At 63.4% G+C, this 14110-nt stretch carries 12 protein-coding genes and 1 pseudogene; 5 read left to right on the top strand and 8 right to left on the bottom strand.

Going from position 1 to position 14110, the window contains the following annotated elements; genetic code table 11:
* Positions 1-3: 3 nt before the first annotated feature.
* Positions 4-588 (bottom strand): CBS domain-containing protein, encoded by a 585-nt coding sequence (locus NQE15_RS02845; protein ID WP_265946329.1) that lies wholly within the window; start codon positions 586-588, stop codon positions 4-6.
* Positions 589-718: 130 nt separating this feature from the next.
* Complete coding sequence (locus tag NQE15_RS02840) at positions 719-1678, bottom strand: TerC family protein (RefSeq protein ID WP_265946327.1); 960 nt, start codon at positions 1676-1678, stop codon at positions 719-721.
* Between the two features lie 311 nt (positions 1679-1989).
* Between NQE15_RS02840 and NQE15_RS02835 the strand changes: the two genes are divergently transcribed.
* Positions 1990-2445, top strand: coding sequence for a SixA phosphatase family protein (locus NQE15_RS02835; protein WP_265946325.1), 456 nt, complete (start codon positions 1990-1992; stop codon positions 2443-2445).
* Positions 2446-2531: 86 nt separating this feature from the next.
* A complete protein-coding gene (gene ppk2, locus NQE15_RS02830; protein WP_265946323.1) occupies positions 2532-3650 on the top strand; it encodes a polyphosphate kinase 2 in 1119 nt (372 codons plus the stop codon).
* Between the two features lie 17 nt (positions 3651-3667).
* On the opposite strand, the gene NQE15_RS02825 is transcribed toward ppk2, so the two are convergent.
* The 3 genes from NQE15_RS02825 to NQE15_RS02815 form a co-directional block, all read right to left on the bottom strand.
* Positions 3668-4159: a thioesterase family protein gene (locus tag NQE15_RS02825; protein WP_265946321.1), complete on the bottom strand. Its 492-nt coding sequence runs from the start codon at positions 4157-4159 to the stop codon at positions 3668-3670.
* Between the two features lie 121 nt (positions 4160-4280).
* Entirely contained in the window at positions 4281-4979 is a 699-nt protein-coding gene (locus NQE15_RS02820) for an FHA domain-containing protein (protein WP_265946319.1), read from the bottom strand.
* Between the two features lie 15 nt (positions 4980-4994).
* Entirely contained in the window at positions 4995-5864 is an 870-nt protein-coding gene (locus tag NQE15_RS02815) for a PP2C family protein-serine/threonine phosphatase (protein WP_265946317.1), read from the bottom strand.
* Between the two features lie 98 nt (positions 5865-5962).
* Between NQE15_RS02815 and NQE15_RS02810 the strand changes: the two genes are divergently transcribed.
* From NQE15_RS02810 to NQE15_RS02800, 3 genes are read left to right on the top strand one after another with little or no spacing between them, the layout of a single operon-like run.
* Positions 5963-7108, top strand: a complete 1146-nt coding sequence (locus NQE15_RS02810; protein WP_265946315.1) for a serine/threonine-protein kinase — start codon at positions 5963-5965, stop codon at positions 7106-7108.
* Between the two features lie 14 nt (positions 7109-7122).
* Positions 7123-7359, top strand: coding sequence for a PEGA domain-containing protein (locus NQE15_RS02805; RefSeq protein WP_265946313.1), 237 nt, complete (start codon positions 7123-7125; stop codon positions 7357-7359).
* 11 nt (positions 7360-7370) lie between these two features.
* A complete protein-coding gene (locus NQE15_RS02800; RefSeq protein ID WP_265946311.1) occupies positions 7371-7835 on the top strand; it encodes a TssQ family T6SS-associated lipoprotein in 465 nt (154 codons plus the stop codon).
* 72 nt (positions 7836-7907) lie between these two features.
* On the opposite strand, the gene lpdA is transcribed toward NQE15_RS02800, so the two are convergent.
* The 3 genes and pseudogenes from lpdA to aceE form a co-directional block, all read right to left on the bottom strand.
* The gene (gene lpdA, locus NQE15_RS02795) at positions 7908-9689 is read right to left on the bottom strand and encodes a dihydrolipoyl dehydrogenase (protein WP_265946309.1); all 1782 of its coding nucleotides are present in this window, start codon (positions 9687-9689) and stop codon (positions 7908-7910) included.
* Positions 9690-9701: 12 nt separating this feature from the next.
* Positions 9702-11337: pseudogene (gene aceF, locus NQE15_RS02790) on the bottom strand (dihydrolipoyllysine-residue acetyltransferase).
* A 15-nt stretch (positions 11338-11352) separates the two neighbouring features.
* A complete protein-coding gene (gene aceE / locus NQE15_RS02785; RefSeq protein WP_265946307.1) occupies positions 11353-14037 on the bottom strand; it encodes a pyruvate dehydrogenase (acetyl-transferring), homodimeric type in 2685 nt (894 codons plus the stop codon).
* Positions 14038-14110 lie beyond the last annotated feature (73 nt).

Here is a 14110-nt window from a genome sequence, read left to right as displayed (position 1 = left end):
GCATCAATGGGCCAGCGCCGCCTCGATTTCGGCAAAGGTCTGCGGCAGGTCGAACCCGAGCACCGGCACGCCGAGCAGGCGGCCGATCTGGGTTGCCGAGAAGATGCCGCGAACGCGCGGCAGGCCGGTACCCGGATCGATGTCCTCGACCATGATGTGCTGCCGCCCCTGTTTCTTCAGCGCCTTCAGGATGTCGCTGACGCGGGCGTTGAGCACCTCGTTGAAGTACAGCGTGTCGATCTGGGCAGCCGGCACCATCAGGTCGCGGACGGTCAGGTCCTCGCGCTTGCCGCCGCGGGCCAGGGCGATCTGCATCGGCCGCTCGCCGAGCACGTCGCGCGCCGAGATCAGGCCTTCCACCGTGTGATCCGGGGCGCTGACCAGCAGCAGGCGGACGCCGCGCGCAATCATCCGCGCATTGGCGGCGTCCAGCGTGGCGGTGGCCGCGATGGTCACCACACTGACCCGGGTGAAGTCGGTCATCGCCTCGATCGCCGGCGAGTCGGCGCCGATCAGGTTGTAGCCGGCGGCACACAGTGTGGAATTGGCGGAAAGTTTGTGCGTTTGCACCTTGGCTGAAAGGGTCATGGTTTGTCTCCATCCGGTCATTGTTCTGAAATACAGCCGTGAGCGGGGAACGCGACAAGTGGTGGAGGCGTGCCCCAACGGTCAGTATTCGGCGATTTGTGGCGCTTGGCAATAGGGCGCGGGAATACCCTTATTCGCCACCGCCCTCGCGCCGCTCCTTGCGCAGCGAAGCCCATACCGAGGCGCCGATGATCACCGCCACGACGGCCAGTGAGAAACCGACCGGAATTTTGTAGACATCGATCAGCAGCATCTTGACGCCGATGAACATCAGCACGATGGCCAGCCCGTACTTGAGCAGCGAGAAACGCTCGGCGACGCCAGCGAGCAGGAAGTACATGGCACGCAGTCCGAGGATCGCGAAGATGTTCGAGGTGAGGACGATGAAGGGGTCGGTGGTGATCGCAAAAATTGCCGGTATCGAATCGACCGCGAAAATCAGGTCCGAAACCTCGACCAGCACCAGCGCCAGGAACAGCGGCGTGGCGTAGCGCACGCCGTTCTTCCGGGTGAAGAAGCGTTGGCCGTCGAACTCGGTGGTGACGTTCAGACGGCCGCGCAACCACTGCAACAGGCGGTTGTTTTCCAGATCCGGTTTTTCGTCGGCGAACCAGTACATCTTGATCCCGGTAACCAGCAGGAAGGCGCCGAAGAGATAGAGTATCCAGTGGAACTGGCTGATCAGCCAGGCGCCGGCAAAGATCATCACGGTGCGCATGACGATTGCCCCGAGCACGCCGTAGAGCAGCACCCGCTTCTGCAGTTCGGCCGGCACGGCGAAGTACGAGAAGAGAATCAGCCAGATGAAGACGTTATCGACGGCCAGCGCTTTCTCGATCAGGTAGCCGGTGATGAATTCGAGCCCCCGGTCGGTGGCGATCGCCCGCCCGAGGCTGGTATCGAGGTGCCACCACAAGCCGCCGGCAAAAGCGAAGGTCAGCGCGATCCAGACCACCGACCAGATAGCGGCCTCGCGGAAGCTGACACGGTGCTCCTGGCCGCCGCCAACGACGAACAGGTCGATCGCCAGCATGAGTACGACGATGGCCGTGAAGCCGGCCCACAACACGGGACTGCCTATGGTTTCCATGCCAAGTTCCTTTCACGCATTCCACAAAGCAAACGGCCTGCTCTGCAATGGACGAGAGTCGTGGAATGTCAAAAGGGACCTCGCCGTTGCGGCAAAGGTCTTGCTCGCAGCGCCGTTGCGCTGCCCGGTCGCCGGAAGCCGAGGCTTCGTGGTGACGACGATCCGGATGGGAGCTACTCCCCCTTGGGTGAATCGACTCTATTAAACCCGACCATGGCTGTCAACTTTGGACCCCGAAAAAAAGCCTGCGCTGTAATGTTGTTGTAATTTCTGCGGCCCATCATGCGGCCTTTTTTCAGAGAGACACGACCATGGATTTGCTGCTCTGGCGCCACGCCGAAGCCGAGGACGGCGACGACGACCTGAAGCGCCGGCTGACCGAGCGCGGCCTGAAACAGGCGCAGACGATGGCTGCCTGGATCCGCGCCCATCAGCCGAAGGATCTGCGGATCATCGCCAGCCCCGCGGTACGCACCCAGCAGACGGCCGAGGCCCTCAAGCTGCCCTTCGAAACCCAGCGCAAGATCGGCCCCGAGGCTTGCGTTTCCGAACTGATCGCGGCGTCCGGCTGGCCGCAGGCCTCCGGTTCGGTGCTGATCGTCGGCCACCAGCCCTCGCTCGGCCGCCTCGCCTCGCTGCTCCTCTCCGGTCACGAGGCCGAATGGAGCATCAAGAAGGGCGCCCTGTGGTGGCTGAGCAACCGGGTTCGCCGCAACGAAACCCAGACCGTGCTGCGAGCGATGATCCCCGTCGAGTTGCTGGACTAGCACCAGCCGTTGGTTTCGTGGTGCTAGACATTGCCCGGGCTTTGCCGTGAAATGACTCCATTCGCGTCAGCGCAGGGAGAGAGGGCATGGTCAGCACCAAGAAAGCCGCGGCAAGCGCAGCGGATACATCCACCGTCAAGAAAACGAACACCCGGCAACCGCGCCGCCGCCCGGTGGCGAGCGGCGATATCGCCCCGACCCTGAAGGCACCTGGCATCGAAGCTTTCACCGTCCAGGGCCGCGTCGATGCCGCCCGGGAAACCCGGCTCGGCGCCATGCGCGACGTCATTTCGGGCCTGCCGCCCGAAGAGTCGCTCGCCCTGCTCAAGGGCATGCTCAGACAGCAACGCATGCTGACCGGCGAGCAGGCCGCCAACCCCGACGACGAACTGGCCAAGGACTGGCGCAATGGCGGCTACCCCTACAAGAACCTGATGACACGGCGCAATTACGAGCGCCAGAAATACCGGCTGCAGGTCGAACTGCTGAAGCTGCAGGCCTGGGTCAAGGAAACCGGGCAGAAGGTGGTGATCCTCTTCGAAGGCCGCGACGCGGCCGGCAAGGGGGGCACCATCAAGCGTTTTATGGAACACCTGAACCCGCGGGGGGCGCGCGTCGTCGCCCTGGAGAAGCCGAGCGAGATCGAGCGCGGCCAGTGGTATTTCCAGCGCTACGTGCAGCACCTGCCGACCAATGGCGAAATCGTGCTCTTCGACCGCTCCTGGTACAACCGCGCCGGCGTCGAGCGCGTCATGGGCTTTTGCTCGGACTTCGAGTATTCCGAATTCGTCCGTCAGGCGCCGGAGTTCGAGCGCATGCTGGCGCGCAACGGCACCCACCTGATCAAGTTCTGGTTCTCGGTCAGCCGCGACGAGCAGCGCCGCCGTTTTGGCGAACGCAAGGTGCATCCGCTGAAGCAGTGGAAGCTGTCACCGATCGACATGGCCTCGCTCGACAAGTGGAACGATTACACCAAGGCCAAGGAGGCGATGTTCTTCCACACCGACACCGCCGATGCGCCATGGACGGTGATCAAGTCGAACTGCAAGAAGCGGGCACGGCTCAACGCCATGCGCTACGTGTTGCACAAGCTGCCCTACGGCAACAAGGACACGACACGGATCGGCAATCTCGACCCGCTGATCGTCGGCCGCGCCAACGTCGTCTTCGAGCGCGGCGAGCACCAGGGGGTGCCCATTCTCTGACCGGGCGTTGAAAAGCCTCAGCTGACGACGTAGGCCCCGCCGCCAGTCGCGATCAGCAGTCCGCTTTCGTTCTCCAGGGTCATCTGCACCGAGGCGATACGACCGCCAAGCCGGGTGACCCGCCCGGTGGCGGTGAATTGCCTGCCGATCCCCTGGCTCAGGAAGTCGGTGCGCAGGTCGATGGTGCCGATCCGGCCGAAACGATGCCCGACCTGCTCGGTCGACTCGCCGCAAAACTTCTCGGCGATCGCCACCGTCACGGCAAAGCCGCCGACGGTATCGAGCGCCGCCGCGATCACGCCGCCATGCAAGCGACCGTGCAGGTAATGGCCAATCAGTTCCGGCCGCATGTCGAAAGCCAGTTGCGGCGCCTGCGGATCGAGCGAAACCACCCGCAAGCCAAGTACTTCGTTGAAACACAGGCGATGTTCGAAGACATCGCGCAGCATCGCTTCGAGGCGAACCTGTTCGGCCGGGGAACGGCGGGACTGCTGGTGCTGGGTGGTCATGTTGTCCGGTGGCAAAGAGGGGGACGAAGAGAGCCCGGATTCTACCCGATGCGTCTAAAGCGACGTGGTGACGCCGGCTTTGCCGGTCTACGCGGTCGGCCAGCTTAGGCGGGAAGGCCCCCTAGTCGCGCCCGGCCAGCGGTTCGAGCCGGAATTCCAGGTGATAACCGGCGGCTTCGATCTGGTCGCCGTCGTGCAGGGCATGCGGTTCGGTCGAGATCGCCCGGCGATTGATACGGGGCAGCCTGGCACCCTCGACATGGGTCAGGAAATAGCCCTGCGGACGCCGGCCGATGACCACGAGTTGCTCGCCGGGAACGCCGAAAGTCGTCACCACGCGCTCCAGGCGAACGCTGTCGCCGACCGCATGCGCCCCTGTCCCGGCCAGCACCTTGACGCGGCCCACCGGGAGCCACGCCCGGGCGGCGCGGATGGCGGGCACGGCATCGGCCGCCCCGACGGCGGCCACCCCGCCAGCGAGAGGCAGGGCCTGGATCAGCATGGTGCGCTCAAGATCGACTTCGCCGGCCATGCGCGTGTTCAGATAGCACAGACTATGACTGCCCAACCCTATGACATCGCGATGATGGAGGATTTTCCGACCGAGCGCGCTGCCGTTGATCAGGGTGCCGTTGCTGCTCTGCAGATCCTCGACGATGTGATCCTCACCGACGCTGACGATGCGGGCATGGACACGGCTGAGCAGCGGATCGCCGATGACAATGTCGTTACCGGCATCGCGCCCGATGTTGAGGGTGGGCTTGTCGATGAAATACTGATTCAGCACGCTGCCGTTCAGACTCAATACCAGCTTGGCCACTGTTCTATCTCCGCTTCAGGAAGCCAGCCGGCCGAACAGGCGGGCAAGCCAGCCTTGCTTCGGGGCGGGTGCCTCGCCATCGCGGACACGGACGAGGGCAACCGAGATGTTGTCGAAACCGCCGTTGTCGTTGGCGAGCTGGACCAGATGTCCGGCCGCTACCGCCAGATTGGTCTGCAGTGAGTCGACGATGAGTTCGATATCGGCCTCTTCGACCAGATCGCTCAGGCCATCGGAACAGAGTAGGAAGACATCGCCGCTGCACACGGCCTCTTCGTTGAGATGCACCGCAATGCGCTCGCCGGAGCCGAGCGCCCGCGTCACGAGATGACGGTTGTGCGATTCGCCGGCCTCTTCGGCCGAAATCATGCCGAGCTCGATCTGGTCACGGAGCAGTGAATCGTCGCGCGTCAGCAGCTGCAACTGCCCGTCGCGCAGGCGGTAGATCCGCGAATCGCCGACATGGAGCAAGGCCACCCGCTGCTCGTGAAGAAGCGCCAGGGCCAGCGTCGTACCCATCCCGTTGCGTGCGGCCTGCTCGCGGGCCGCGGCGTGGATCGCCCGGTTCGCCTCGCCGATGATCTGTTCGGCAAACTGCAGCGGCGTCGGTTGCCGGGCGCCGGCGCGCAACTGCGACACTTTGCTGCGCAGACGCTCGACTACGATATCGATGGCCATCCGGCTGGCCACTTCGCCGGCGCGATGCCCACCAATACCGTCTGCTACCACGGCGATGCCGTAGTCGGCATCGACGGCGACGGCATCCTCATTGAGCGTGCGAACCCGTCCGCAATCGGACAGGCAGGCAACGTCGAGGCGATAGGCTTGAGATTTCAATATTTGCCGCAGGGAGAGGGAAAACAGGCGGCGCAGAATATAGCACATCACACCCTCCATTCTTGACAGGCGCGCCCCGAGAACCCAATATCAGGCACTGTTCTTGCACTATGCCGTGCTCTCTTATTGATTCCATCCGCCCCTTAATGTCACTTGAACAACTAGGCCGCTTCAAGATCACCGGAATTCTCGGACGTGGCGCCATGGGTACCGTTTACCGGGCACACGATCCGCTGCTCGATCGCACGGTAGCCATCAAGACGGTGGGCTGTGCCGGTCTGTCGCGCGAAGAGGCCGAGGCTTTCGAAGAGCGCTTCTACTGCGAAGCCAAATCGGCCGGGCGACTCAATCATCCGAATATCGTGACCATCCACGACGTCGGCCGCAGCGACGATCTGGCCTATATCGCCATGGAGTTTCTGAACGGTCGCAGTCTGCGCGAGATTCTCGATTCCGGCGTCGTCCTGCCGATCGAGCGCAGCGCCGAGATCGCGGCCCAGATCGCCGACGGACTGGCCTTCGCCCACGCCAACGGCGTCGTCCATCGCGACATCAAGCCGGCCAATATCATGGTCTTCGACAACGGCACCGTGAAGATCGCCGACTTCGGTGTCGCCAGCATGCCCAGTGGTTCGAACACCGTGGCCGGTACCGCCTTCGGTTCGCCCAAATACATGTCGCCGGAACAGGTGACCGGACAGAAGGCCGACGGCCGTTCGGACATCTTCTCGCTCGGCGCCGTACTCTACGAAATGCTGGTCGGTCGCCCGGCTTTCTCCGGCGACGACCTGAACGCCATCCTCTATCAGGTCCTCAACAGCGCGCCGCCCCTACCCTCGAGCTACTGCCCGACGCTGCCGCAGGGTTTCGACCGCATCGTCGCCCGCGCCATGGCCAAGGAACCGGCCAAGCGCTACCAGAATGCCAACGAAATGGCAGCCGACCTGCGCAAATATCGCCGCGTCGCGAAAATGGCCCAGAAGAAACAATTGGCCGACAACGCGCTTGCAGCGAGCGGCCCCGGCGATGCCACGACGCTGGTCAGGACCATACCACCGCCGACGAAAACGACACCGACCTGGTCTACGCCTGCGCTACGTTTTGGCCTGCCGCTGCTCGGCCTGGCCCTGCTGGCGGGTGGGCTGCTGCTGCGCCCGACAGAAGCTCCACCGACCGCGCCATCGACACCGGCCAGTGTCGAGACCAAACCTGCGGCGAGCGCCGTGGCGGCAAGCACCGCCCCCCGGCAAGCCCCTCCGGAGGTGCGGCGCTTGCGGCGCCCCCGACGGTAACGGAAAGCGGCCCAGTGGCGGCCATCCAGCCTCCGGTACCTGGCGAGGCGCGCCTTCGGCTGGCGATCGCGCCCTGGGGAGAAGTTTACGTCGACGGGAAGTTGGCCGGCGTCTCGCCGCCACTCAACGAAATCCTGCTGCCGGCAGGAAAACATAGCGTCGAAATCCGCAACGGCGCCTTCCCCCCCTACCTGCGCAACGTCGATCTGGCGACTGATGCCAGCCTCCGAATCAAACACAAATTCGAATGAATGCTTACCTGATGTCACCACTCCGCCGCCGTAATCTCGTCAGCCTAATCGCTGCCATGCTGTTGTCCGCCTGCGCGACGACCAAGGACAAGGAGCCCGACGCGCCGCCGGCCGCCAAGGAATCCCGGGAAGCGCCGAAAGCCGCCGCCCCGGCGCCGGCCCAGCCCGACAAGGCGCAACAGGAACTGAGCGGCGGCATCGACAGCTATGAGAATGGCGCCTACAAGACCGCCGCCCGACAGTTGCAATCAGCCCTCGCGCTCGGCCTCGAGGGCCGGGCCAACCGGGCCAAGGCCCATAAATACCTGGCCTTCATGCACTGCGTCGGCAAGCGAGAACGGCAGTGCCGCGACGAGTTCCGCAAGGCGCTCGACTCCGATCCGGCCTTCGACCTAAGTCCTGCCGAAGCCGGCCACCCAACCTGGGGACCGGTCTTCCGCAAGCTGAAGGTGGCCACCAAACCGGCCAAGAAATAAAGGCCGGCTGACAACGAAAAAGGGCGACGGTCTGACCGTCGCCCTTTGCTTGTCCAGCGTTGCCGTCGGCGCTTACTTCTTGCGCGGCGGCGGCACGTCGGTGCAGGAGCCGTGTGCCACTTCGGCGGCCATGCCGATCGTTTCGCCCAGCGTCGGGTGCGGATGGATGGTTTTGCCGATATCAACCGCATCGCAGCCCATTTCGATGGCCAGGCAGACTTCGCCGATCATGTCGCCGGCGTTCGGGCCGACAATCGCCCCGCCGATCACGCGATGCGTTTCGGCATCGAAGATCAGCTTGGTGAAGCCGTACTCGGCGCCGTTGGCGATGGCGCGCCCGGAGGCCGCCCACGGGAACTTGGCCGATTCGATCTTGCGCCCTTCCTTCTTGGCCTGCTCCTCGGTGTAGCCGACCCAGGCCACTTCCGGATGGGTGTAGGCGACGCCGGGAATCACCTGGGCGTCGAAGGCCGCCTTGTGGCCGGCCGCGACTTCCGCCGCGACGTGGGCTTCATGGACCGCCTTGTGGGCGAGCATCGGATTGCCGACGATATCGCCGATTGCAAAGATGTGCGGCACGTTGGTCCGCATCTGCGCATCGACATTGATGAAACCGCGGTCGGTGACGGCGATGCCGGCCTTCTCGGCAGCGATCTTCTTGCCGTTCGGCGAGCGGCCGGCGGCTTGCAGGATCATGTCGTAACGCACGGCTTCGGCATTCGGCGCGCCCTCACCTTCGAACTTGACCCACAGGCCGTCGTCCTTGGCTTCAACGGCCACCGTCTTGGTCTTCAGCATGATCTTGTCGAAACGCGACAGGTTCTGCTTTTCCCAGACCTTGACCGCATCGCGATCCGGCCCCTGCATCAACGCATCGAGCATTTCGACGACATCGACCTTGGTGCCCAGCGTCGAATAGACAGTGGCCATTTCGAGGCCGATGATGCCGCCGCCGATGACCAGCATCTTCTTCGGCACGAAGCGCAGTTCGAGCGCCCCGGTCGAATCGACGATGCGCGGGTCCTTCGGAATGAAGGGCAGATGCACGGCGGCCGAACCGGCGGCGATGATGCACTTCTGGAACTTGATGATCTTCTTAACGCCGGTCTTTTCCTGGCTCGTGCCGGTGGTTTCCTCGACCTCGATGTGATTGGCATCGAGGAAGGAACCGTAACCGCGCACGATATCGACCTTGCGGCCCTTGGCCATGCCGGCCAGACCGCCGGTCAGCTTGCCGACCACCTTGTCCTTGTGGGCACGCAGCTTGTCGATATCGACGGTCGGCGCGGCAAAGCTGACGCCAAGATCGGCCATGTGATTGGCTTCATCCATCACCGCGGCGACGTGCAGCAGCGCCTTGGACGGGATGCAGCCGACGTTCAGGCAGACGCCGCCCAGCGTCGCGTAACGCTCGACGATGATGGTCTTCATGCCGAGGTCGGCCGAGCGGAAAGCCGCCGAGTAGCCGCCGGGACCGGCGCCGAGGACGAGCATTTCGCACTCGAGGTCGGCACCGCCGGCATGGCTGGCAGCGACCGGGGCGGGTGCTGCAGCCACCGGCGCAGCGGCCGGCGCCGCGGCTTGCGGAGCTGGTGCCGGGGCGCCGGCAGCCGCCCCCGTTTCGACCTTGATCAGCAACGCACCTTCACCGACCTTGGCGCCGAGCGCGACGAGTACTTCCTTGACCACGCCGGCGACCGGCGACGGCACATCCATCGTCGCCTTGTCGGATTCCAGCGTGCAGATCGCGTCATCGACCTTGATGCTGTCGCCGACTTTGACGAAAAGGTCGATGATCGGCACTTCGGCGAAATCGCCGATATCGGGGACTTTGACTTCTACCAGATTGCTCATGGTCATTCCCCTTTACAGCGCGACGCGACGGAAGTCGGCCAGCAGTTGCGCGATATAGACATTGAAGCGGGTCGCCAGGGCGCCGTCGATAACGCGGTGGTCAGCGGTCAGCGACAGCGGCAGGACGAGGCGCGGCACGAAGGCCTTGCCGTCCCAGACCGGCTTCATGGCCGACTTGTTGACGCCGAGGATGGCGACTTCCGGCGCATTGACGATCGGCGCGAAGTAGGTGCCGCCGATGCCGCCCAGGCTGGAGATCGTGAAGCAGGCACCGGACATATCGGCCGGCTTGAGCTTGCCGTCACGCGCCTGCTTGGCCAGATCGCCGGATTCCTGCGCCAGTTCGAAGACCGACTTCTTGTCGACATTCTTGACCACCGGGACGACCAGACCATTCGGCGTGTCGGCCGCGAAACCGATGTTGAAATACTTCTTCAACACCAGATTGTCGCCATCGAGCGAGGAATTGAATTCCGGGAATTTCTGCAGGCCCTTGACGCAGGCCTTCATCAGGAAAGCGAGCATGGTCAGCTTGGCGCCGCCACCCTTTTCGTTTTCCTTGTTGAGCAGGACGCGGAAGGCTTCGATGTCGGTGATGTCGGCGTCTTCGTGATAAGTCACGGCCGGGATCATGACCCAGTTGCGCGACAGGTTCTGGCCGGAAATCTTCTTGATGCGCGACAGCGGCTTGACCTCGATCTCGCCGAACTTGGCGAAATCGACCTTCGGCCAGGGCAGCAGATCGAGCACGCCACCGCCAACGACACCGCCGGCAGCGGCGGCGACCGGGCCGGAAATGGCGCCGGACATCACGCCCTTGACGTACTTGCTGAGGTCTTCCTTGACGATGCGGCCTTTCGGACCGGTCGCCGGCACCTTGGCCAGATCGACGCCGAGTTCGCGAGCAAAGGCGCGGACCGACGGCGAGGCGTGCACCTTGCTGCCGATCGGCAGGGCCGGTGCCAGGGCGGAAGGTGCCGCCGGAGCAGCAGCGGTAGCGGGCACGGCAGCCGGAGCAGCGGCAGGTGCCGATGCCGATGCCGGGGCGGCAGCTTGCGGAGCGGCGGCGGGGCAGCAGCGCCGGCGCCGGTTTCGACCTTGATCAGGACCGTGCCTTCGCCGACCTTGGAGCCGAGCTGGACCAGCACTTCCTTGACCGTACCCGCCACGGTGGACGGGACGTCCATCGTCGCCTTGTCGGATTCGAGGGTAGCAATCGCATCGTCAACCTTGATGCTGTCGCCAACCTTGACGTACAACTCGATGACCGGCACTTCCGAGAAGTCGCCGATATCCGGCACCTTGACCTCGACCACGCCACCGCCGGCGGCGGGGCAGCTGCCGGAGCGGCGGCAACCGGGGCCGGGGCGGGCGCCGCAGCCTGCGGGGCCGGAGCAGCCGCGGCGGCGCCGCTTTCGACCTTGATCAGCACCGTGCCTTCGCCGACCTTGGAACCGAGCTGGACCAGCACTTCCTTGACCACACCGTCCACCGTGGAAGGCACATCCATCGTCGCCTTATCGGATTCGAGGGTGGCGATCGCGTCGTCGACCTTGATGCTGTCGCCGACCTTGACGTACAGCTCGATGACCGGCACTTCGGAGAAATCGCCGATATCGGGGACTTTGACTTCAATGATTTGGCTCATGTTGTCTCTCCCTGATTAAACCGACATCGGGTTGGGTTTGTTCGGGTCAAGGTTGTACTTGACCAGGGCGGCAGCGACCTTCTCGCGACCGATTTCGCCGTTGTCGGCCAGCGCCTTGAGGGCAGCCAGCGTCACCCAGTGACGATCGACCTCGAAATGGTGACGCAGCTTCTCGCGGGTATCGGAACGACCGAAACCATCGGTGCCCAGCGTGACGTACGGTGCCTTGACGAAGGGACGGATCTGCTCGGAGAACAGCTTGATGTAGTCGGTCGAAGCAATGACCGGACCCTTGGCATCCTTGAGCTTTTCTTCGACATGCGACAGCTTCGGCTCTTCCAGCGGGTGCAGCATGTTCCAGCGCTGGACATCGAGACCGTTGCGGGCCAGTTCGTTCATGCTCGGGCAGCCCCAGATGTCGGCCTCGACGCCCCAGTCGCTCTTGAGCAGGTCGGCGGCGGCGATGACTTCGCGGAAGATGGTGCCGGAGCCGAGCAACTGGACGCGCGGGCCAGTGGAATCGGCGCCCTTCTTGAAGGCGTACATCCCCTTGATGATGTCGGCTTCGGCGCCCACCGGCATTTCCGGGTGCTCGTAGTTCTCGTTCATCACGGTGATGTAGTAGAAGACGTCTTCCTGCTCGACGTGCATGCGGCGCATGCCGTCCTGGGCGATGACGGCGACTTCGTACTGGAAAGTCGGGTCGTAAGAGACGCAGTTCGGGATCAGGTTGGAGAGGATCAGGCTGTGACCGTCTTCGTGCTGCAGACCTTCGCCGTTCAGGGTCGTGCGACCGGCGGTGCCGCCGATCAGGAAGCCGCGGGCGCGTTGGTCGCCAGCCGCCCAGCAGAGGTCGAGAACGCGCTGCATGCCGAACATCGAGTAGCAGATGTAGAACGGAATGGTCTGCACGTTATGCACGGAGTACGAGGTGGCGGCAGCGATCCAGTCGCTCATCGCGCCCGATTCGTTGATGCCTTCCTGCAGCACCTGGCCAGTTTTCGACTCCTTGTAGAACATCAGCTGGTCGTGGTCTTCCGGCACATAGTTCTGGCCTTCCTGGTTCCAGATACCGACCGAGCGGAACATGCCTTCCATGCCAAAGGTGCGCGATTCGTCCGGCACGATGGGCACGACGTTCTTGCCGACATTCTTGTCCTTCAACATCATGTTCATGATGCGGACGATGGCCATCGTCGTGGACAACTCGCGGCCTTCGCCGGAGGCCTTCAACAGGGCGGCAAAGGTCTCGAGCGGCGGAATAGCCAGCGGTTCGGCCTTGCGGCGGCGCTGCGGCAGGAAGCCACCGAGGTCCATGCGGCGCTGGCGCATGTACTTGTATTCTTCCGAATCTTCCGGGAAGGTCAGGTAGGGCAGCTCTTCGAGCTTGTCGTCAGGAACCGGCAGGGCGAAACGGTCGCGGAAGCGACCGATCTGCTCGATATCCATTTTCTTCTGCTGGTGGGAGATATTCATCGCCTCGCCGGCCTGGCCCATGCCAAAGCCCTTGATGGTCTTGGCCAGGATCAGGGTCGGAGCGCCCTTGTGGGTGACGGCCGCATTGTAGGCGGCGAAAATCTTGAAGATGTCGTGACCGCCGCGGTTCAGCGCCCAGACTTCGTCGTCGGTCCAGTCGGCAACCAGCTCGCGCAGTTCCGGCGTATTGAAGAAGTTCTCGCGGACATAGGCGCCGTTCTTGGCCTTGAAGGTCTGATATTCGCCGTCGCAGAGTTCCATCATGCGCTTCTTGAGGATGCCCTTCTTGTCGCGCTGGAAAAGTGCATCCCAGTGGGTACCCCAGATCAGCTTGATGACGTTCCAGCCGGCACCGCGGAATTCGGATTCGAGTTCCTGAATGATCTTGCCGTTGCCGCGCACCGGGCCGTCGAGACGCTGCAGGTTGCAGTTGATGACGAAAATCAGGTTGTCCAGCTTTTCACGGCCGGCCATGCCGATGGCGCCGAGCGATTCGACCTCGTCGGTCTCGCCGTCGCCGAGGAAGGCCCAGACCTTGCGCTTTTCTGCCTTGGCGGCATCGATCAGGCCGCGCGAGGCCAGGTACTTCATGAAGCGGGCCTGATAGATGGCCTGGATCGGGCCGAGGCCCATGGAGACGGTCGGGAACTGCCAGAAGTCCGGCATCAGCCAGGGGTGCGGGTAGGAGGAGATGCCCTTGCCGTCGGTTTCCTGGCGGAAGTTGTCCATCTGCTCTTCGGTCAGGCGACCGAGCATGAAGGCGCGGGAATAAACGCCCGGCACCGAGTGGCCCTGGAAGAAGATCAGGTCGCCACCGGACTCGTCATGGATGCTCTTCCAGAAATGCGAAAAACCGACGTCGTAGAGGGCGGCGGCGGAAGCGAAGGAGGCGATGTGGCCGCCGACGTTGGTGTCCTTGTTGGCGCGGACGACCATGGCCATGGCGTTCCAGCGGATATAGGAGTGGATCTTGATTTCCAGGTCCGGGTTGCCCGGGTACTTGGGCTGGCGGTCAGCCGGGATGGTGTTGATGTATTCGGTATTGGCGGAATAGGGGATGTCGATCCCGTCTTCGCGGGCCTGACCAATCAGTTTTTCGATCAGGTAATGGGCGCGTTCGGCGCCTTCCTGGGTGATGACGCCATCGAGGGCATCAGTCCATTCCTTGGTCTCTTGCGGATCTACGTCGTTGGGGTCAGGCAGGGCGTTCGGTTGGTCGGCCATGGTTTGTCTCCTAGGTTGGTTTTCATTCTGTTTTGCCCATGTGAAGCAAAACAACTGTACCGCTTTCCAGGAC

This window comes from Dechloromonas sp. A34 (assembly GCF_026261605.1).
In the GTDB taxonomy this organism is placed as follows: Bacteria; Pseudomonadota; Gammaproteobacteria; order Burkholderiales; family Rhodocyclaceae; genus Azonexus.
Note: the sequence above shows the minus strand (reverse complement) of the source record. Positions and strands in the feature narration are given on the sequence as shown.